This window comes from Clostridium sp. Marseille-P299 (assembly GCF_900078195.1).
GTDB lineage: Bacteria > Bacillota > Clostridia > Lachnospirales > Lachnospiraceae > Lachnoclostridium.
In genome coordinates this window covers 502,636-521,424 of record NZ_FJVE01000006.1, presented here as the reverse complement: position 1 = coordinate 521,424, position 18,789 = coordinate 502,636, and the positions used below count along the sequence as shown (strand labels likewise).

Below are 18,789 nucleotides of genomic sequence, written 5' to 3'. Positions count from 1 at the left end.
CATATGTAAGTAATTTATTATATAGAAGTTGAAATTTTCAACTTGTACAAAAGGGAGGAACAATGATGGAAACAAATAATGAATTTTGGTTGATGTTGGATAAACTGGTGCAGCAGTCTGAAATCGTAATTGATAGACCTAAGGGAACCGCACATCCGAAATATCCAGACTTGATCTATAAAGTAGACTATGGTTATTTAAAAAATACAACATCAATGGATGGTGCTGGAATCGATGTATGGTTAGGAAAAAATAAAGACCAAAAAGTAGATGCTATCATATGTACGGTAGATTTATTGAAAAAAGATTCTGAGATAAAAATATTAATTGGGTGCTCAGAAGAAGAAAAAGAACTAGTATATAAAACGCATAATGAATCAGAGTTTATGAAGGGAATCTTAATTCGAAGGTAATCGAGAGATAGCTGTTAAACCAGAGTATCAAGGAAAAGGAATTGCTAGAAAATTAATGGGACAGGCTTTTGCATATGGGATAAAGCATGGTGCGAAGAAATCCTTTTTAATGGCAGATGAATGTAATGAAAATGCATTACATTTATATAAAAATATGGGATTTGTGGAAAGTCCTGATGAAGGTCAGATTGATATGGTGAGGTAAATAAAAAATCGTCTCATTAAGTTATGTAAATAAATTGGAATGCATCCTACCCTTTCCTTTGTTTAAAAGGATATTTTATTTTATTGTTGCCATACTAGATAATAAATATGAATTATTAAAAGAAATGCAATAGGAAAGGGGTATTAAGATGGATGAAAAATCAACAATTAAAATTCATAAGTATAACCAAGTAAATACTGCAAATACCATTAATGAGAAAGAAACGGATAAATATAACGTTGGTGATATTGATATCTGCAATAGTAGTTCCACAATGGATTGTACAGGATTGATGTTTCGTCCTCCATTAAATGAAGATGAAACAGATTCCTATCATCAAATTTATTCTTTTGGACCACCTGAAATCCAACTAAATGAAAAGAAAAAAGAAGATTAAGATATTCCAATATAGTATTTTGAGCAAGAAAAAGAGTTGTTAAAGAAATTATAACTCTTTTTCTTGTTTATTATTCTGAGTGATAGTATAATACATAGAAAAAACAGAGGCAAAAAATGGTGGTAGCTATTGATAAGTATTCTATTTAGCATGTGTAAAGTGATATTTTAATACTAGGAATACTTTGTTTCATTAAATACTTAAAAGACAGATTAGAGAACAGATTAGTAGGAAGTAAGAATTGTTTATAAATAATAAGGTTTATAAATTAGTACATAGATTGTATATGTTCTTAGTTAGATTTTTATTAGGAAAGGAAAGTATAGATTATATCTAGAACTAGATGTAATAACTTGGGGTATAAAATGAGTTTTGATATTAAATTTAGCCAAGCAGACTATAACGATGTTATTGAAATAAGTGAAATTATAAAGGAAGCTATAAAGTTAATGCCAAATGCTAGTTGGTTTTGTGCGGATGATGCGGAGTTTATAAAAAGACATATTTCAAAGGAAGGAATTGTAGTTAAGGCTGTTCAAGGAGAAAAAATAGCAGGTTATTTGATGGTGCGTTTTCCTAAAGAAGCAAAAGATAATCTAGGTAATTACCTTGATTTAAATCAGATGCAACTTATGAAAGTTGCGCATATGGAATCAACCGCCGTATTGCCAGAATTTCAAGGTATGCATATCCAAAGATCTTTAATTGAATGGGCTGAGTCATATCTACAAAATAATTATAATTATTTTATGGCTACCGTACATCCAGATAATATTTATAGCTTAAATAATTTTCTTTCTCTTGGATATGAGATAGTTGTAACAACTAAGAAATATGGAGGATTGCCACGTCATGTACTCTGTAAAAAACAGCAGCAGAAATAATACATTTTAGGAGGTTAGGTTATGCAACATTTAGGAACATTATTAATAGAAACAGAGCGTCTTATTTTAAGAAGATTTGAAGTATCAGATGCAGAAGCAGTATATCATAATTGGACCAAGGATTATGAGGTAACAAAGTATTTAACATGGCCTACTCATAATTCTTTAGAAATAACAAAAAGAGTATTAGAGGATTGGATTAATAACTATTCAGATTCTAGATTTTATCAATGGGCGATTGTTCTAAAGGGCCATAGTGATAAGCCAATCGGTTCCATTAGTGTAGTACATATAAAGGAAGACTTAGATATAATGGAGATTGGTTATTGTATTGGACGAGAGTATTGGAATCAAGGAATTACTTCTGAAGCTTTTCAGGGAGTAATTAAATTCTTATTTGAACAGGTTGAAGTAAAACGCATTGAAGCACGTCATGATCCTAGAAATCCGAATTCGGGAAAAGTTATGCTTAAATGTGGATTACAATACGAAGGAACTTTAAGAAATGCAGATCGAAACAATCAGGGAATTTGTGATACAGCTATGTATGGGATATTATCAGAAGATTATTTTTCTAAGAGAAAATAAATTGGAGGGATAACTTTATTTCCTATAAAGAGGAAATTAGATAACGAGGTGTCTAGTATGGCGATTATGTTAATATGCTTTGGTATATTTTTATTTTTTCTCTTGATCGGAATCATTGCAATTAAGAGCAAAAAGCCAATTGGAATCTATAGTAATATTAAGGCACCACAAGCGGATAGCATAACGGATGTAAAAGCTTATAATCATGCATGTGGAATGCTATTTGTTGGTTATGGTGCTATGATTGGTATTACTGGGGTGAGTAGTATCTTTTTATCAGAAAAGACATTAGGTATCTTACTTGCCTTTATTGCTTTTTTTGGAGCCATTGGCATGATGATAATATATGAATGCGCGATTGTAGAAAAATATGTTAGCAAAAATAATAAGGATTAAAGAAAATCAAGCCAGAATGCTATATAAAGTTGAATTTACTAGTGTGAATTTTGAATGGAGAATGCAAGTTCATATAATGAAATATTCAGAGAGAAAGAGTATTTACATGATTGGTATTCAATAAACCTAGCAGAATAAGGAGTACTTATATGATTATTGAAATAGGTTATGAGAGATTAAACGAAATTTTAGATTTTTCATGGGAAACATATTGTCAAAAAGAAAATTCAAGTTACCACAGATATGAAAGTAAAGAAAAATTAAAAGAGGCGTTTGAAAGAACAATAGAGCACCTAGAAGATAAACTATTGGCATGCTTTGAGAACCAGAAATTAGTGGGGGTTCTTAAACTGATGGTGGAGAGGAATAATAAATACCTTCAGTCATCTGGTATTTATGTGCAAGATAATCATAAAATGATATATTCCTTATTTATAAATTATTTGACCGAACATTATAGTGGATATGAGATTTACTTTGGTTATCCAAATGAGAACAAAATGGCTATACATATTATGGAGGAATTAAAAGCAGACTGTGTGGATTCTTGTATGAATATGCAAGTTACAAAAAGAGAGTTTGTTTTTTATCCAACAACCTATAACATCAATGAAATAACAATTGATAGTTTTGAGCAATATGCATCATTTCATGATAAATTTAACTCAGACATTTATTGGAATAGTAGTAGAATGAAAGAGAATTTTAAGGATTGGAAGATATATGTTATTAAGCAAGCAGATAAAATTATTGCTGGAATATTTATAGGCATGTGGAATAAGTTTGATGCTGAAATTTATACACTGTTGTCACTTAGATGGGTATAAAGATAATAAGGATGCATTACTCAATCGTTTAACAGAGATTGAGGATACTTTCTTATCGAAGCAGAATAATGTAAAGTATAAGTTGTGGTTTAATATGGATGGTAATGTTCTAGATGTAGATATTATGGAGGAAGTTTGTTCTAGCTTATTTCGGATAAGCAATCATATTAATAAAATTGGATTTATAGGGCTGAGAATATTACAAAGAAGAAAATTTGAGAAGTTGTTGAAGAAAAAATTTAAACATTATGAAGTCTTATATCATGCTTATTTTTCAGATGCGGAAGAAGCAAAAGAGTGGCTTGTGTAGATGCTCCTCGGGATTATTTTTCTTTAAGATATTTTATAAAACATAGTATTCCTAATACTAAGAACAAAAATCGTAAATCATAAATAAATTAAATTAACGAAGCTTAAAGGAGAGCATAAAAATTCCCTAGCATTACACTAGGGAATTTTCTATATTGACCACATTATGAATTTTTAGTGTACAAAATGGGGTCAAATTCTTAATTTTATAATTTTTATGATATATAAAAATCTTAGAACTTACCTTCTTCAGCAGCCATCTGAATTGCAACAGCAACAGCAACAGTAGCACCTACCATTGGGTTGTTACCCATTCCGATAAGACCCATCATTTCAACGTGAGCAGGAACGGAAGAAGAACCAGCGAACTGAGCATCGCTGTGCATTCTACCCATAGTATCAGTCATACCATAAGAAGCAGGACCAGCAGCCATGTTATCTGGGTGAAGAGTTCTACCAGTACCACCACCAGAAGCTACGGAGAAGTATTTCTTACCTTGTTCCATACATTCTTTCTTGTAAGTACCAGCAACTGGATGTTGGAATCTAGTTGGGTTAGTGGAGTTACCAGTGATGGAAACGTCAACACCTTCTTTATGCATGATTGCAACACCTTCAGTAACATCGTTAGCACCATAGCAGTTAACTTCTGCACGAGGTCCCTTAGAATAGGATTTTCTGAAAAGTTCTTTTACTTCACCAGTATAGTAATCCATCTGAGTTTCTACGAATGTAAAACCGTTGATACGGGAGATAATCTGAGCAGCATCTTTTCCAAGACCGTTTAAGATTACACGTAATGGTTTTTTTCTAACTTTGTTTGCAGATAACGCAATACCGATTGCACCTTCTGCAGCAGCAAAGGACTCATGTCCTGCTAAGAATGCGAAACATTCAGTAGTTTCTTCTAATAACATTTTACCAAGGTTACCATGTCCGATACCAACTTTTCTTTGGTCTGCAACAGAACCTGGGATACAGAAAGCTTGAAGACCTTCGCCAATAGCAGCAGCAGCGTCAGCAGCTTTTTTACAATCTTTCTTTATAGCAATTGCAGCACCTACAATGTAAGCCCAACAAGCATTTTCAAAACAGATTGGTTGGATACCTTTTACCTGATTGTAAACATCAAGACCGGCATCTTTTGTAATCTTTTCAGCTTCTTCAATTGAAGCAATACCATAGCTGTTTAATACAGCATTAATCTTATCAATTCTTCTTTCATATGATTCAAATAAAGCCATGTTTATGTATCCTCCTTTTTTATTGTTCTCTTGGGTCGATAATCTTCACAGCATCAGCAACACGGCCGTATTGACCTTTTGCTTTTTCATATGCAGTGTTTGGATCATCACCTTTTTTGATGAAGTCAGTCATTTTTCCAAGACTTACGAATTGGTAACCAATGATTTGATCTTCTTCATCAAGAGCGATACCAGTTACATAGCCTTCAGCCATTTCAAGGTAACGAGGACCTTTCTTTAAAGTACCGTACATAGTACCAACCTGGCTTCTTAAACCTTTTCCTAAGTCTTCAAGACCTGCACCAATTGGAAGACCATCTTCAGAGAAAGCACTCTGAGTTCTACCATAAGCGATCTGTAAGAATAATTCTCTCATTGCTGTGTTGATGGCATCACAAACTAAGTCTGTATTTAAAGCTTCAAGAACAGTAAGTCCTGGAAGGATTTCTGCTGCCATAGCTGCAGAGTGAGTCATACCTGAACATCCAATGGTTTCAACTAAAGCTTCTTGAATAATACCTTCTTTTACGTTAAGAGTTAACTTACAGGCACCCTGTTGTGGAGCACACCAGCCTACACCGTGTGTTAAACCGGAAATATCGGAAACTTGTTTACTTTGAACCCATTTTGCTTCTTCTGGGATTGGCGCAGCACCATGGTGAACACCCTGTGCTACAGGACACATTTTTTCTACTTCATGTGAATAAATCATGTTGAGACTCCTTTCAATCTTTTGATAAGATACATATGCATACTCTGCATTTGCTTTCCCCATATTCTCTCATAAAAACTGAAAATAGTCTATACTTTTTTGGCGAAAATTTCAGTTTTACAAGGAAGCATATACACGCATAGCTTGTATTTATACGGAACTATAATATCATCAAAAGCATAGTTTGTCAAAAAGTTAACTATTGGAACTTTTCTTAAAAAATTATGAAATAATGAAAAGTTTTAAAAATTATGAAAAACATGTATAAAATAAGAAATTATACTTTTCAATCGGTTTGAATATTGCTATAGTAATATATAATATTTAAAGTTTTGTATGGAGTTTTATTTTAATATTTATTCAATTTTTAAAAGAAAGTTTATGGCAAAGTTATTAGACTTTATAAAATAATTAAAGAAGAAGAGGATGCTATGACAATATTTGATTACTTGAAAACTTCTCGGTTAATTACAGACGGAGCAATGGGGACATATTATGCAGCTCGCGAACTTAGTGAGCCAGCAATTGCTGAATATGCAAACATTAACTCAAGAGACAAAATTAAAACAATACATAAAGAATACATAAATGCAGGAGCAAGACTTTTACGAACCAATACGTTTGCTGCAAATAGAACTATATTAAACATTTCTAAAGAAGAGCAAAAGGATATGATATCTGCAGCCTGTGATATTGCAAAAGAGGCGGTAAAAGAAAGTAATCAGACGGTTTTTATTGCGGGTGATATCGGTCCGATTCCTGAATTTGCAACTACTGAGGAAGAGGATATCGTAATTGAATATAAGGAAATGATTGATATTTTTATTAAGGAAGGGGTAGATGCTATTTTATTTGAAACCTTTCCTGATTTAAGATATATTAAGCAATTAGCAGGATATATTAAAGAGAAAAGCAATAACGTATTTTTGATGGTAGAATTCTGTTTAAATAAAAATGGATATACAAGGACTGGATTCTCTGCTGCAAAACTTTTAGAACAGGTATCTGAGATAAATCAAATCGATGCCGTTGGATTTAATTGTGGTATTGGATCTGGACATATGTTGCAGGTTTTGAAAAACTTAAAGCTACCAAAGACTCAGTATTTTATGGTTTCTCCAAATGCAGGTTATCCAGAGCAATACCAAAATCGTATGGTGTTTATGGACAATGCAAATTATTTTGCTGATAATTGTAAGAAAATTGGCGAGTTTGGAGCGGCTATTATTGGAGCTTGCTGTGGATCAACACCAAAATACATTGAAGAGACAAGTAAAAGAATTGTTGATTTAGAGCCAGTAAGCATAGATGTTAATAGTAAAAGAGAAAAAGAAAGTTTTAATACATATAATAAAGTATATAATAACACGGAAACTTCCGACTTAATAAATATAAATAAAAACAAAAATAAGTTCCTAGAACTCTTAAATTCTGGAAAAAAAGTTGTGGCTGTTGAATTGGATCCTCCATTTGATGCGAATGATAAGAAAGTCATTGCAAGTGCGGAGTATTTAAAGAATCATAATGTGGATATGATAACGATGGCAGATTCACCAATGGGTAGAAGCCGTATTGATTCTATTCTTATGAGTATTAAAATCATGAATGTAACTGGCATGCCAGTAATGCCTCATGTTTGTTGTCGAGATAAGAATATGATATCCATGCGTTCCTCTATCCTTGGAGCTTATGCAAATGACATACGAAATCTTTTAATTGTTACTGGTGATCCAGTACCAGATGGCAGTCGTTTAAAGACCACTGGTGTATTTGATTACAATTCAATAAGACTTATGGAATATGTAAACGAAATGAATAAGGAGCATTTTGTTGAGGAGCCAATCATTTATGGTGGAGCATTTGACCCGGGAGTTCGTAATATTGATAAAGCAATTGAACGTATGCAAAAAAAGATTGATGCAGGCGCTTCCTATTTTTTAACTCAACCAATTTATAGTGATGAAACCATCGATAAAATTCGCTACATCAAATCAAAAGTAAATACTAAAATATTGTGTGGAATTATGCCTTTTGTAAGTTATACCAATGCTAATTTTATTAAAAATGAATTTGCGGGAATTCAAGTACCTGATGAAATAGTGGCTCGATATCATAAGGATATGACAAAAGAAGAAGCAGAAGTTGTCGGGGCAGAAATTGCAAACGAGATTATAGAAAAATTAGAACCTTATGCAGATGGATATTATTTTATGTTACCATTTAACCGAGTAAGTTTAATGGATAAGATTAGAATACCATCTTCAAATACTATATTTTAGGTGCTTGTTTCTTAGGAGTTCTACTGCCTTAGGAGTTCTAGTACCTAATGAAATACGTCGCATTTAAATATAGGATATGAGTAAGTAACGTAAGCGGATTTATAATATCCGCTTTGACCAAAATTCAGACCTTGATATGGTCATAAGGAAGGGTGTGGATATGGGGATTAAAATTATAAAACCAGAAATTCGAAATAATCAAAGAATCATTGCAGTCAGTGATATACATGGAAATTTAGTAGCACTAAAGGCTTTGCTTAAAAAAGTGAATTATACAACGAAAGATGTCTTAGTATTATTAGGTGATATCGTTGAAAAAGGAGACGAAAGTCTAGCAACACTTCGATTTGTAATGGAATTAGCAATGTCACATACCGTTTATACCATCTGTGGTAATTGTGATATGATATGCCTTGAAATATTAAAAGATAATCGCAATGATGAATTATTAAAATATATTGTTTCTAGAAGAAATACTCTAGTTGGAGAGATGTGCAGAGAGCTTGGTATTCAAATTACAGCTAATTTAGATATGCTTGCAGTGAAGAAAATTTTAAGAGAAGCTTATGCAAAAGAGATTGATTTTATATACAATTTACCTCATGTATTAGAATTAGGAGATTATGTTTTTGCGCATGCAGCAGTATATCCAAATCGTTTGGAAGAAATGAAACCTAGTCAGGTCATGAAGGCAGATGCTTTTATGGAGCAAGGTTTTCATTTTGATAAGTATCATGTTGTGGGACATTGGCCAGCTGTTTTATACTGTAAAAACATCGCAGATTGTAATCCAAGAATTGATAAGGAAAATAAGATTATCAGTATTGATGGTGGAAATGTTCTAAAAAGAGATGGACAATTAAATGCGCTTTTGATTGAAGATGCATATAAAGAAGAGTTTACTTACGAATATGTAGATTTACTTCGCAAGGCGAAAGTTTTAAATACGCAAGAAGTTGGTGGTACTTCGTGTAATATACCATGGATCGATAGTAGCGTTCAAGTCCTTAGAAAAGAGCGTGATTTCACTTATTGTGAACATAAGTCTACAGGATATAAAATGTGGATACCAAATGATTATCTTTATATGAAAAAAGGTGAATGGCATACGGAAGATATTACAGATTATCAAATTCCAGTTACCTTTGGAGATATTGTTTCAGTGACGGAAGAAACAAGTAGAGGATACTTAATTAAAAAGAATGGTATCTGTGGATGGTATTATGGACTATTAGAATTTTTACCATAATTAAATACGATGATATAGAATTTCTAAAAGAAAGCACGGTGAAATCCATGAATAAACAAGAGTTTAAGAAGTTTGTTGACAGCAAGATTGTTATATTAGATGGAGCAACAGGAAGTAACCTTCAAAATAAGGGGATGACTTCTGGTGTCTGTCCTGAAAAGTGGATCTTGGACAATAAAGAAGCACTGATTGAGTTACAATTTGAATATTTAAAAGCAGGAACAGATATTTTATATGCTCCTACATTTACAGCGAATCGAATTAAGCTAAAAGAATATGGCTTAGAAGATAAGATCAAAGAATACAATCATGAATTGGTAAAACTATCCAAAGAAGCGATTAGTCGCTATGAAATGTGGAATACTAATAATAGTAAACGTAAGGTATTGATCGCTGGTGATTTAACAATGACTGGAGAACAATTGTATCCATTTGGTAAGCTTAGATTTGAAGAACTTATTGATGTTTATAAGGAGCAAATTAGTTACTTAGTAGAGGCTGGTGTTGATTTACTTATTCTTGAAACAATGATGAGTTTACAAGAATGTAGAGCAGCAGTTCTTGCAGCAAAGGAAACCTGTGATTTACCAATCATGGTTACCTTAACTTTTGGAGATGATAACCGTACCTTATATGGAACGGATCCGGAGACAGCTGTTATTGTACTTCAAAGTCTTGGCGTTGATGCAATTGGTGTGAATTGCTCCACAGGCCCTGAAAAGATGTGTGACATTTTAAAATTAATGAAGGAATATGCAAAGGTACCTTTAATAGCGAAACCCAATGCTGGATTACCAAAGCTTGTAGGAGGAAACACTGTATTTGATATGGAGGCAGAAGAATTTGCCGAAAAATCAAAGGACTTAATTAATGCGGGAGCTAACATGGTTGGTGGATGTTGTGGAACGACACCAGAGCATATCAAGCTCCTTGCAGAAGCTGCAAAGAATTTCACCCCAATTAAAATAGAAGATAAGATAGTTCGAGCATTAACGACTGAGAGAAAAACATTACATCTTGACTTAGATGGACGTTTTATGGTAATCGGTGAACGTATCAATCCAACAGGGAAAAAGGCATTACAGGCAGAGCTTAAGGAGGGCGTTTTAGATATTGTTTCTACCATGGCTACAGAGCAGGTTGAACTTGGGGCTGATATTCTTGATATTAATATGGGGATGAATGGTATTAATGAAAAGGAAATGATGTTACAAGTAATTGACGAGGTATTAGGCCTTGTAGATGTACCTCTTAGTATAGACTCAAGCCATGTAGACGTAATTGAGGCAGCGCTTCGTATTTATCCTGGTAGAGCGTTGATTAATTCTATTTCATTGGAAAAGCATAAATTTGAACAATTGATTCCGATTGCTAAAAAATACGGTGCTATGTTTATTCTTTTACCATTATCGGATGCAGGGTTACCTAAGGATATTAATGAGAAAAAGCAGATTATATTGACCATTTTAGAGGAAGCTAAGAGACATGGATTAAGCAAGGAAGATATTATTGTTGATGGACTTGTTAACACTGTTGGTGCCAATAAGAGAGCAGCAATTGATACCTTTGAAACGATTCGTTTTTGTAAGAATGAATTAGGGTTAGGTACGGTTGTTGGTTTATCAAATATCTCATTTGGTTTGCCAGAAAGACAGTTTGTGAATTCTACGTTCCTAGCGATGGCAATTCAAGCAGGACTTACTATGGCAATTGCAAACCCATCACAAGATCTTTTAATGAATACAGCGTTTGCTTCGGATTTATTAATGTATAAAGAAGAGGCGGATATTAGATATATTGATCGTGTTACGAATCGTCCTGTGGAATTCGTTTCTGCTAATAAATTAAGTGAAAATAAAAATGCATCGGAAAAGAATTTAACAGATAGAAACACTTCCCTAGATGGAAATGCATCCATGAATAAAAGTACAACAAACTCTGATAATTCATCTATGGGTAATTCTATGGATAGATTATCATCCGATTCAACTTCACAAAATGCTACTACGAAGTTAGAAGAAAACGATATTTACATTGCAGTACTAAAAGGCAATCGAAGAAAAATTCTCGATCTTGTAAAGGCTAGCCTTGAGAAAGGGTTTTCTGCATCAGAAATATTAGATGATATGCTAATCCCAGCAATTAATGAAGTGGGAAGACTTTTTGATATTCAATCCTACTATTTGCCACAGTTGATTTCTTCCGCAGAAACAATGAAAATAGCAATTGATCATCTTGAGCCTATGTTAAAAACAGGAACAGATGGACAAAAGCGAGGAGTTATTGTAATAGCAACTGTTGCAGGGGATATTCATGACATAGGTAAAAATCTAGTTGCCTTGATGCTTAAAAATTATGGATTTGAAGTGATTGACTTAGGTAAGGATGTTAATTCAGAAATTATAATCCAAACAGCAAAGGAAAAAGATGCTGACATCATTGCATTATCTGCTCTTATGACTACTACAATGCAAAATATGAAAGAAGTTGTAAAACTTAGAGATGCGGAAGGACTTCGTGCGAAAGTAATTATCGGTGGAGCGGTAATCACTCAAAGTTATTGTGATGAAATACATGCTGATGGGTATTCCAAAGATGCCGGTGAGGCAGTAGTGCTGGTAAAGCAATTATTAAATTTGTAGAAATTTGCAATAAAGTATATACTTAATGAGGATATATTCTCATTTGGGAAAAATTATATTTTTATTTGAGAATGCAATTATGTATAATTGATACATGTCATATTTATGATGAAAGCAGAAGTTTGATGGAAGGATGGACGTATGGAATTAAGCAAGAATAATATGAAAAAATTAATGGGATTAATCCTGTTTACCGTTGCTGTTTACGTGTGCTTTGACAATGTCGATGTTGTTTTACATACGCTAAGGACGATTATAGGGTTGATATCCCCATTTATTCTAGGTGGATGTATTGCATTTATAATGAATGTTCCAATGAGGGTAATTGAAAGAAATTTATTTCGAAATGAAAAACTAAAGAAAATTAAACGCCCAGTTAGTATATTACTAACCTTAATATTTATAATTGGAATAATCTTTATCGTAACTTTTGTTATCTTTCCAGAGTTACTTAGAACGATAGGAGTTTTAGTTAATAGTATCCCTGAATTTGGTCAAAGAGTTCAAACGCAGTTGACGGAGCTTGTAAAGAAATATCCTGAACTTCAAAAATATGTAACAGAATTTCAGATTGACTGGAACAGAATTGATTGGGAGATGCTTGCAAAAAATATACTTGGATTTGCGCAAAGTTTTACTTCTAATATGCTTAGCTCAACCATTGGAATCGTAGGCTCAATCGTAAGCGGAGTAGCTAATTTCATAATTGGATTTGTATTTGCAATTTATATTCTTACACAGAAAGAAAATTTATCAAGACAAGCAAAGAAAATCTTGTATGCATATCTACCAGAAAAAAGAGCAGAAAGAACGATTTATATTTTTTCATTGGCGGAAAATACATTTTCAAACTTTTTATCTGGTCAGTGTACAGAGGCAATTATATTGGGGTGTATGTTCTTTGTAGCGATGACAATATTTAAGTTCCCTTATGCGTTACTAGTGGGGGTATTAATTGCATTTACAGCATTAATCCCTATCTTTGGAGCTTTTATTGGATGTTTTATTGGTGCCTTTTTGATTTTAATGATTAGTCCAATTCAAGCACTATGGTTTATTGTTTTATTTAATGTATTACAACAAATAGAAGGAAACTTAATTTACCCACATGTTGTAGGAGGTTCCGTTGGATTACCTTCAATTTGGGTGCTTTTTGCAGTTACCGTTGGTGGTAACCTTATGGGTATCTTCGGTATGCTTATCTTTATTCCGATTTGTTCTGTAATATATGCGCTTCTTCGTACAGCGGTTAATAAAAGACTTAATAAGCGTGAAATACCAAAAGATAAATTTGACCCGAAACCATTTTTGGGACCTAAAGAAGAGGATAAAAAAGATTCTAAAAGGTTAGAAAACTTAGGTAAAACGGAAGAGACTAAAAAAAACAATAAGAATCAAAAAAACAATATGTTAAAAGATATGAAACAGACATTAGGTGAAACTATTAATAAAGTGAATCCTACAAACACAAAAAAGAATAATATAAAAAATGCTAAGGACCAATCAAAGTCAAACAACAGCAGTTTCACTAAGATAGATCGTTAGTATGTTGATTTTATGAAACAGTAACATTCTTGTATTAATTTTATTTAAAAACCCTGAGAGTCCTTTTGGTTCCATAATGTTGGGGAGTAATCTTTAACATTATGGAATCTAAAAAAGAATTCTCAGGGTTTTTAGGTTCTTTGTCTATATTAATATCGAAACTTATCTTACTTTATTAGTACGTTCAATTGCTTATTTTATTGTGGGATTAAAAAGTCTCATTCTCTAAAAAGTCTTATCCTCTAAAAAGTCTTATACTCTAAACAGCCTCATTCTCTAAATAGCCTCATCTTCTAAAAAATTATACTGAGACATATAAAGCTCGTAATATTGACCTTTTTTTTCCATTAAGGTTTCATGGTTACCCATTTCAGATATATTACCACCATCAATGTACAAAATACAGTTTGAGTTTTTAATTGTAGATAAGCGATGGGCGATAATAAAAGAAGTACGATTCTTTAACAGCTTTGCAAGTCCCTCTTGTAAAAGAATTTCAGTTTCCGTATCAATACTTGAAGTAGCCTCATCAAGGATCAATATTTTAGGATCTGCTAGTAGTGCTCTTGCAAAGGATATCAATTGTCGCTGTCCAGCAGAAAGTCTTGAACCACGTTCGTTTACTTCTGTATGGTAGCCATTCTCTAAATTCATAATAAAATCATGGGCACAAACTGTTTTTGCAGCAAGGATAACTTCTTCGTCCGTTGCATCTAATTTACCATAACGGATATTATCCATAATAGTTCCAGAGAAGATGAAACTATCTTGAAGCATTACACCCATTTGCTTACGTAAGGAACGAATTGTGACGCTATTAATATCAATACCATCAATTAATAGTTCACCAGAATCGATATTATAAAAACGGCTTATTAAATTAATGATTGTGGACTTACCTGCACCGGTTGGACCAACGAGTGCAAAGGTTTCCCCAGGATTTACATGAAAGCTTACATCATTTAAGATTTTAATTCCATCTTCATAGCTAAAGAAGACATGTTTAAATTCTACTTCTCCAACAATTGGAGGCATAATAGTAGCATCTTCTCTATCCTTAACTAATACTGGCTCATCAATTGTTTCAAATATTCTTTCAAGATACGACATTGCAGTTAATAAGGAATTATAAAAGCTAGCCAGGGTATTAATCGGTGCCCAAAACCTTCCGATATAGCCTGTAAAAGCTACCAACGCACCTGTTGTAATTCCTGCTATTCCATTACTAATCCAAGAAACACCAAGAACATAGATTGCAGATGTCGTCCAAGTTGAAATATTATCAATGGCAGGCCAAAGTAGAAAGTTTAACTTTACAGCATTCATCCAAGCAACACTATAATTGCTACTTAAATTATTAAATATCTTTATATTTTCTTGTTCTCTAACAAAACTCTGAGTCACGCGAATTCCGTTAATACTTTCAGCGATGTAGGCATTTAAGTTTGATGACTTATTACTAGATATTTGCCAGGCAACACGCTGTTTTTTCTTTATAATAAATATTAGAATCATGAGTAATGGCAAACCAACCATACAAATAAGCGTTAAACGAACGCTGATGGAAAGCATAAATCCAACAATGAAGAACAAGCTAAATAACTCAGTGATTGTATTTACGATACCATTACTTAAAAGGTCACTTAAACTGTTTACATAATTAACTACACGTACTTGTATTTTACCATGTGGTCGGTCATCGTAATAGGAGAAGGGAAGCTCCTGTAGATGATTAAAGATATCGCTTCTAATTTGATGAATGATATTTTGACCAAGCCTTGCAGTAATTGTTATTTTCATACGGAGTATTATAACAATAACGAGGTATATTGCCAGTAGTAAAAAGCTGATTGCGACAATGCCACGTGTGTTTTTATTTGGTATGTAATCATCAACAATTGTCATTAGAATTTTAGGTGTAAGCATTCCAAGGGCACTAGAAATGAGCATCATGACAATTGTAATCACCATATCTTTACGATATGGTCTAATATAAGAACCAAGCCGTTTTAAATGAGCAACACTAAATTCGGATTGTAGTGTTTCATCAATATCATATTTATTTCTAGCCATGATTAGCGGACTCCTTTCTTACGTGCTTCTTTGATTTGATTAAATTCTCCATATTGGTGATGGAACACAGTTGCATAGTAACCGTTCATCTCTAATAATTCGTTATGCGTTCCTGACTCTAAAATTCTTCCATTATCAAGGACTAATATAAGGTCGGCATCTTTGATCGATGAAATTCTATGGGCAATTAAAAACACAGTACGACTTCCAGAAAGATTTTTTAAAGCACCTTGGATATGGGATTCTGTCTCCATATCAACTGCTGAGGTAGTATCATCTAAAATAACAATGGATGGATCTTTTAATAAAGCTCTAGCTAGAGAAATTCGTTGCTTTTGACCGCCAGAAAGTCCCATACCACGTTCGCCAACAATGGTGTCATAGCCATCTGGTGTTTCTTTGATAAAATCATCGGCATTTGCAATGAGTGCTGCTTGCTTTACCTCTTCAAAACTTGCGTGAGGGTTACCATAAGCAATATTACCTTCAATGGTATCGGAGAATAAAAATACATCTTGCATTGCCATACCGATATTGTTACGCAAGCAGTATAAGTCATAGTTTTTAACATCAACATTATCAATTAAGATTTCACCGCCAGTTACATCATAGAAACGACATAGTAAATTCATCAATGTAGACTTACCAGAACCAGTTGCACCTATAATACCAACGGTTTGACCAGCTTTTACTTTAAAATTAATGTCCTTTAAAATAATGTCATCATCGGCGTGATAAGAAACATGTTTAAATTCAATATCACCAGCTAATTTCTTAACCTCATAAGGGGAAGGAGGCTCTTTTATACTTGGCTCTACACTAATTGTGGAATAAATTTTTTCTACACTTGTTACAAATCTTTGATAATCATTGGCTAGCCAGCCAGCCATACGAAGTGGATTATTAAGCATCCACAAATACCCGCTTACAGTAACTAATTTTCCTAGAGTAATTGAACCATTCACTACCATAAGTCCACCAACTAAGTATAGAATAAAAGTGGAAAAACTTGCTAAGAATTCAAATACAGGTACGTATTTTCTCCACATACTAGTTGCAGTTAATTCTGCATTGCGATATCCATCATTTTCTTTTTTAAACTTTTCTATTTCATAATCTTCTTTTGCAAATGCCTTTACCACACGATTTCCACTTACATTTTCTTGAACAAAAGTATTTAGGCTAGAAAATTGTTTTCTAATATTATGGAATGCAGGCTTAATTGCAGTTAATTGTTTTTTTGTTGTAAATATGGTAAGTGGGACAACAGCAATCATGCACAAAGCCAATCGATAATCAACGGTAAATATCATGATAACAGCGAATATAAAAAGTAAAATATTTTCATATATATTATAGATTACAAATGCAACAAAATGCCTAATTGCATCCATATCGCCAGTTTGTCTTGACATCAAATCGCCCGTACGGTTTTTGTTGTAAAATGTGAAGTCTTGTTGTAACAAACGACGATACACATGGTCCCTTAATGTATATAGCATTCGCTGTGAAGAAATCTCGAAAATATAGAGATATGTATATTTTAAAACAGAGCGAAGTAGGGTTGTTGTAATTAAAATCATTACTAATTTTAGTAGTAGGTCATATTTACCACCCTCAATAACGTCATCTACGATGATTCCTGAAATATAAGGGTTAACAATCGCAAGTAATGAGACGATAGTTACTAAGAATAGAGCAAAAATTATGTTTCGTTTGTATTTTTTCAAAAATGAAAAAAACCACTGCATGGCAGTCATGATAGATCCTCCTCGTAATCAGTCTTAACTCTGGATTTCAGGGGTGGTTCTTGTAACAAAGCTTTATTTGATACACATACCAGAATTTATATTGCATGATAATTATATAGGCCTTATTTTAAAATAAAATGTATATTGTTATTCATGTGATGTCATATCCTATAATCGAATATTTGTTCGAAAATAAGTAAAAAAATAGAAAATATAGCAAAATACGATATAATTCGATTTCTTTAAAATTTTTAATTATTATGTGATGAATGTAAATATTTATGGTATAATATAGTAAGTTCGTAAAGTACATCGATTTATTTGCTTGATCAATTGAACTTTATAATTAACGATATTAGTACCAAAATATAGAACTTCAAAGATAGGAAGTATGAGGTGTTAAAATTGTGTGACTGTCAATTTGATTTAACTTATAATGATTTTAATCCAACAGTATTATTTGCTAGTAAATTGCGCATGATAAAAGAATCTGCATATCATGCACATACAGATTTTACAGAACTTACTTATATTTTATCAGGAAAAGGAAGATACTTAGTAGAGGGTAAGATATATGATGTAGAAGCTGGAGATATGATTATATGTAACGCAGGTGTACATCATCAAAATCTAATGATAGAAGGCCAAGAGCCGACTGTAGAATTTTTTACTGGATTTACGGATGTACATTTTAAAAATATGGCACCAAATTCAATTGATTTACCAAATGGAGAACATGTAGTCCATTTGAACACAGAAGCAAAGCAAGAAGTGAATAAAAAGTGCTATGATATGTTAGCAGAAAATGAGTCCGGTCAAATCGGAAAATATTTTATGTTAAAGGCACATTTGATGCAGATACTGCTTATAATTGTAAGGGAGATAGTTGAAGCTCCAAAAATAAAGCAGTTAGGATGCAACTTTGAAACTTATAATAAAAGCTATGCTGTAAAACGAATTATCAATTATTTATCAGAAAATTATGAACAAAAAATATCACTGGACCAAATAGCTCATAATATGTATCTAAGCCCAGTATACATATCAAAGATTTTTAAAGAGGAAACAGGCGAATCACCAATTAACTACCTAATTAAAATTCGCTTAGAAAAAGCAAAAGAGATATTGAAAAATGATAGGAATGGTAGTATAAAGAATATTGCAAACGAAGTGGGATATGAGGATGTTTATCATTTTAGTAAATTGTTTAAAAAATATTATGGTATTTCCCCATTACACTATAGAAGGAAGCTATTGGAGCAGGAGGCATAATTT

At 32.8% G+C, this 18,789-nt stretch carries 17 protein-coding genes; 13 read left to right on the top strand and 4 right to left on the bottom strand.

Annotation, left to right across the window (positions count from 1 at the left end):
- The first annotated feature begins 62 nt into the window (after window positions 1–62).
- The 8 genes from BN4220_RS06380 (at window position 63) to BN4220_RS06350 (ending at window position 4,020) form a co-directional block, all read left to right on the top strand.
- Window positions 63–413, top strand: a complete 351-nt coding sequence (locus BN4220_RS06380; RefSeq protein WP_347477056.1) for an inorganic pyrophosphatase — start codon at window positions 63–65, stop codon at window positions 411–413.
- Window positions 414–420: 7 nt separating this feature from the next.
- Entirely contained in the window at window positions 421–618 is a 198-nt protein-coding gene (locus tag BN4220_RS19750) for a GNAT family N-acetyltransferase (RefSeq protein ID WP_082812167.1), read from the top strand.
- Window positions 619–766: 148 nt separating this feature from the next.
- On the top strand, window positions 767–1,015 hold the full coding sequence (locus tag BN4220_RS06375) for a hypothetical protein (RefSeq protein WP_066714845.1): 249 nt from the start codon (window positions 767–769) through the stop codon (window positions 1,013–1,015).
- A 365-nt stretch (window positions 1,016–1,380) separates the two neighbouring features.
- Complete coding sequence (locus BN4220_RS06370) at window positions 1,381–1,899, top strand: GNAT family N-acetyltransferase (protein ID WP_066714843.1); 519 nt, start codon at window positions 1,381–1,383, stop codon at window positions 1,897–1,899.
- Window positions 1,900–1,920: 21 nt separating this feature from the next.
- Window positions 1,921–2,487: a GNAT family N-acetyltransferase gene (locus BN4220_RS06365; protein ID WP_066714841.1), complete on the top strand. Its 567-nt coding sequence runs from the start codon at window positions 1,921–1,923 to the stop codon at window positions 2,485–2,487.
- 57 nt (window positions 2,488–2,544) lie between these two features.
- On the top strand, window positions 2,545–2,883 hold the full coding sequence (locus BN4220_RS06360; RefSeq protein ID WP_066714840.1) for a hypothetical protein: 339 nt from the start codon (window positions 2,545–2,547) through the stop codon (window positions 2,881–2,883).
- 149 nt (window positions 2,884–3,032) lie between these two features.
- Window positions 3,033–3,710, top strand: a complete 678-nt coding sequence (locus BN4220_RS06355) for a hypothetical protein (protein WP_066714839.1) — start codon at window positions 3,033–3,035, stop codon at window positions 3,708–3,710.
- The gene (locus BN4220_RS06350) at window positions 3,670–4,020 is read left to right on the top strand and encodes a hypothetical protein (RefSeq protein WP_066714837.1); all 351 of its coding nucleotides are present in this window, start codon (window positions 3,670–3,672) and stop codon (window positions 4,018–4,020) included. Before BN4220_RS06355 ends, BN4220_RS06350 begins: the two co-directional genes overlap by 41 nt.
- Window positions 4,021–4,252: 232 nt before the next feature.
- Here the strand turns inward: BN4220_RS06350 and BN4220_RS06345 are convergent, their stop codons facing one another.
- Window positions 4,253–5,263, bottom strand: a complete 1,011-nt coding sequence (locus tag BN4220_RS06345) for a GGGtGRT protein (RefSeq protein WP_066714834.1) — start codon at window positions 5,261–5,263, stop codon at window positions 4,253–4,255.
- Window positions 5,264–5,282: 19 nt separating this feature from the next.
- A complete protein-coding gene (locus BN4220_RS06340; RefSeq protein ID WP_066715439.1) occupies window positions 5,283–5,975 on the bottom strand; it encodes an iron-sulfur cluster assembly scaffold protein in 693 nt (230 codons plus the stop codon).
- A 431-nt stretch (window positions 5,976–6,406) separates the two neighbouring features.
- On the opposite strand from BN4220_RS06340, the gene BN4220_RS06335 reads away from it, so the two are divergent.
- From BN4220_RS06335 to BN4220_RS06320, 4 genes are all read left to right on the top strand, one after another.
- Window positions 6,407–8,254 (top strand): bifunctional homocysteine S-methyltransferase/methylenetetrahydrofolate reductase, encoded by a 1,848-nt coding sequence (locus BN4220_RS06335; protein WP_066714827.1) that lies wholly within the window; start codon window positions 6,407–6,409, stop codon window positions 8,252–8,254.
- Window positions 8,255–8,414: 160 nt separating this feature from the next.
- Window positions 8,415–9,503: a metallophosphoesterase gene (locus BN4220_RS06330; protein ID WP_066714826.1), complete on the top strand. Its 1,089-nt coding sequence runs from the start codon at window positions 8,415–8,417 to the stop codon at window positions 9,501–9,503.
- A gap of 47 nt (window positions 9,504–9,550) precedes the next feature.
- Entirely contained in the window at window positions 9,551–12,145 is a 2,595-nt protein-coding gene (locus tag BN4220_RS06325) for a homocysteine S-methyltransferase family protein (RefSeq protein ID WP_066715438.1), read from the top strand.
- Between the two features lie 141 nt (window positions 12,146–12,286).
- Window positions 12,287–13,690: an AI-2E family transporter gene (locus tag BN4220_RS06320; RefSeq protein ID WP_082812161.1), complete on the top strand. Its 1,404-nt coding sequence runs from the start codon at window positions 12,287–12,289 to the stop codon at window positions 13,688–13,690.
- A gap of 276 nt (window positions 13,691–13,966) precedes the next feature.
- On the opposite strand, the gene BN4220_RS06315 is transcribed toward BN4220_RS06320, so the two are convergent.
- Window positions 13,967–15,763, bottom strand: coding sequence for an ABC transporter ATP-binding protein (locus tag BN4220_RS06315; RefSeq protein WP_066714825.1), 1,797 nt, complete (start codon window positions 15,761–15,763; stop codon window positions 13,967–13,969).
- Between the two features lie 2 nt (window positions 15,764–15,765).
- Complete coding sequence (locus BN4220_RS06310; RefSeq protein ID WP_066714820.1) at window positions 15,766–17,523, bottom strand: ABC transporter ATP-binding protein; 1,758 nt, start codon at window positions 17,521–17,523, stop codon at window positions 15,766–15,768.
- Window positions 17,524–17,910: 387 nt separating this feature from the next.
- Between BN4220_RS06310 and BN4220_RS06305 the strand changes: the two genes are divergently transcribed.
- Window positions 17,911–18,786: an AraC family transcriptional regulator gene (locus tag BN4220_RS06305; protein WP_242867748.1), complete on the top strand. Its 876-nt coding sequence runs from the start codon at window positions 17,911–17,913 to the stop codon at window positions 18,784–18,786.
- Window positions 18,787–18,789: the final 3 nt, after the last annotated feature.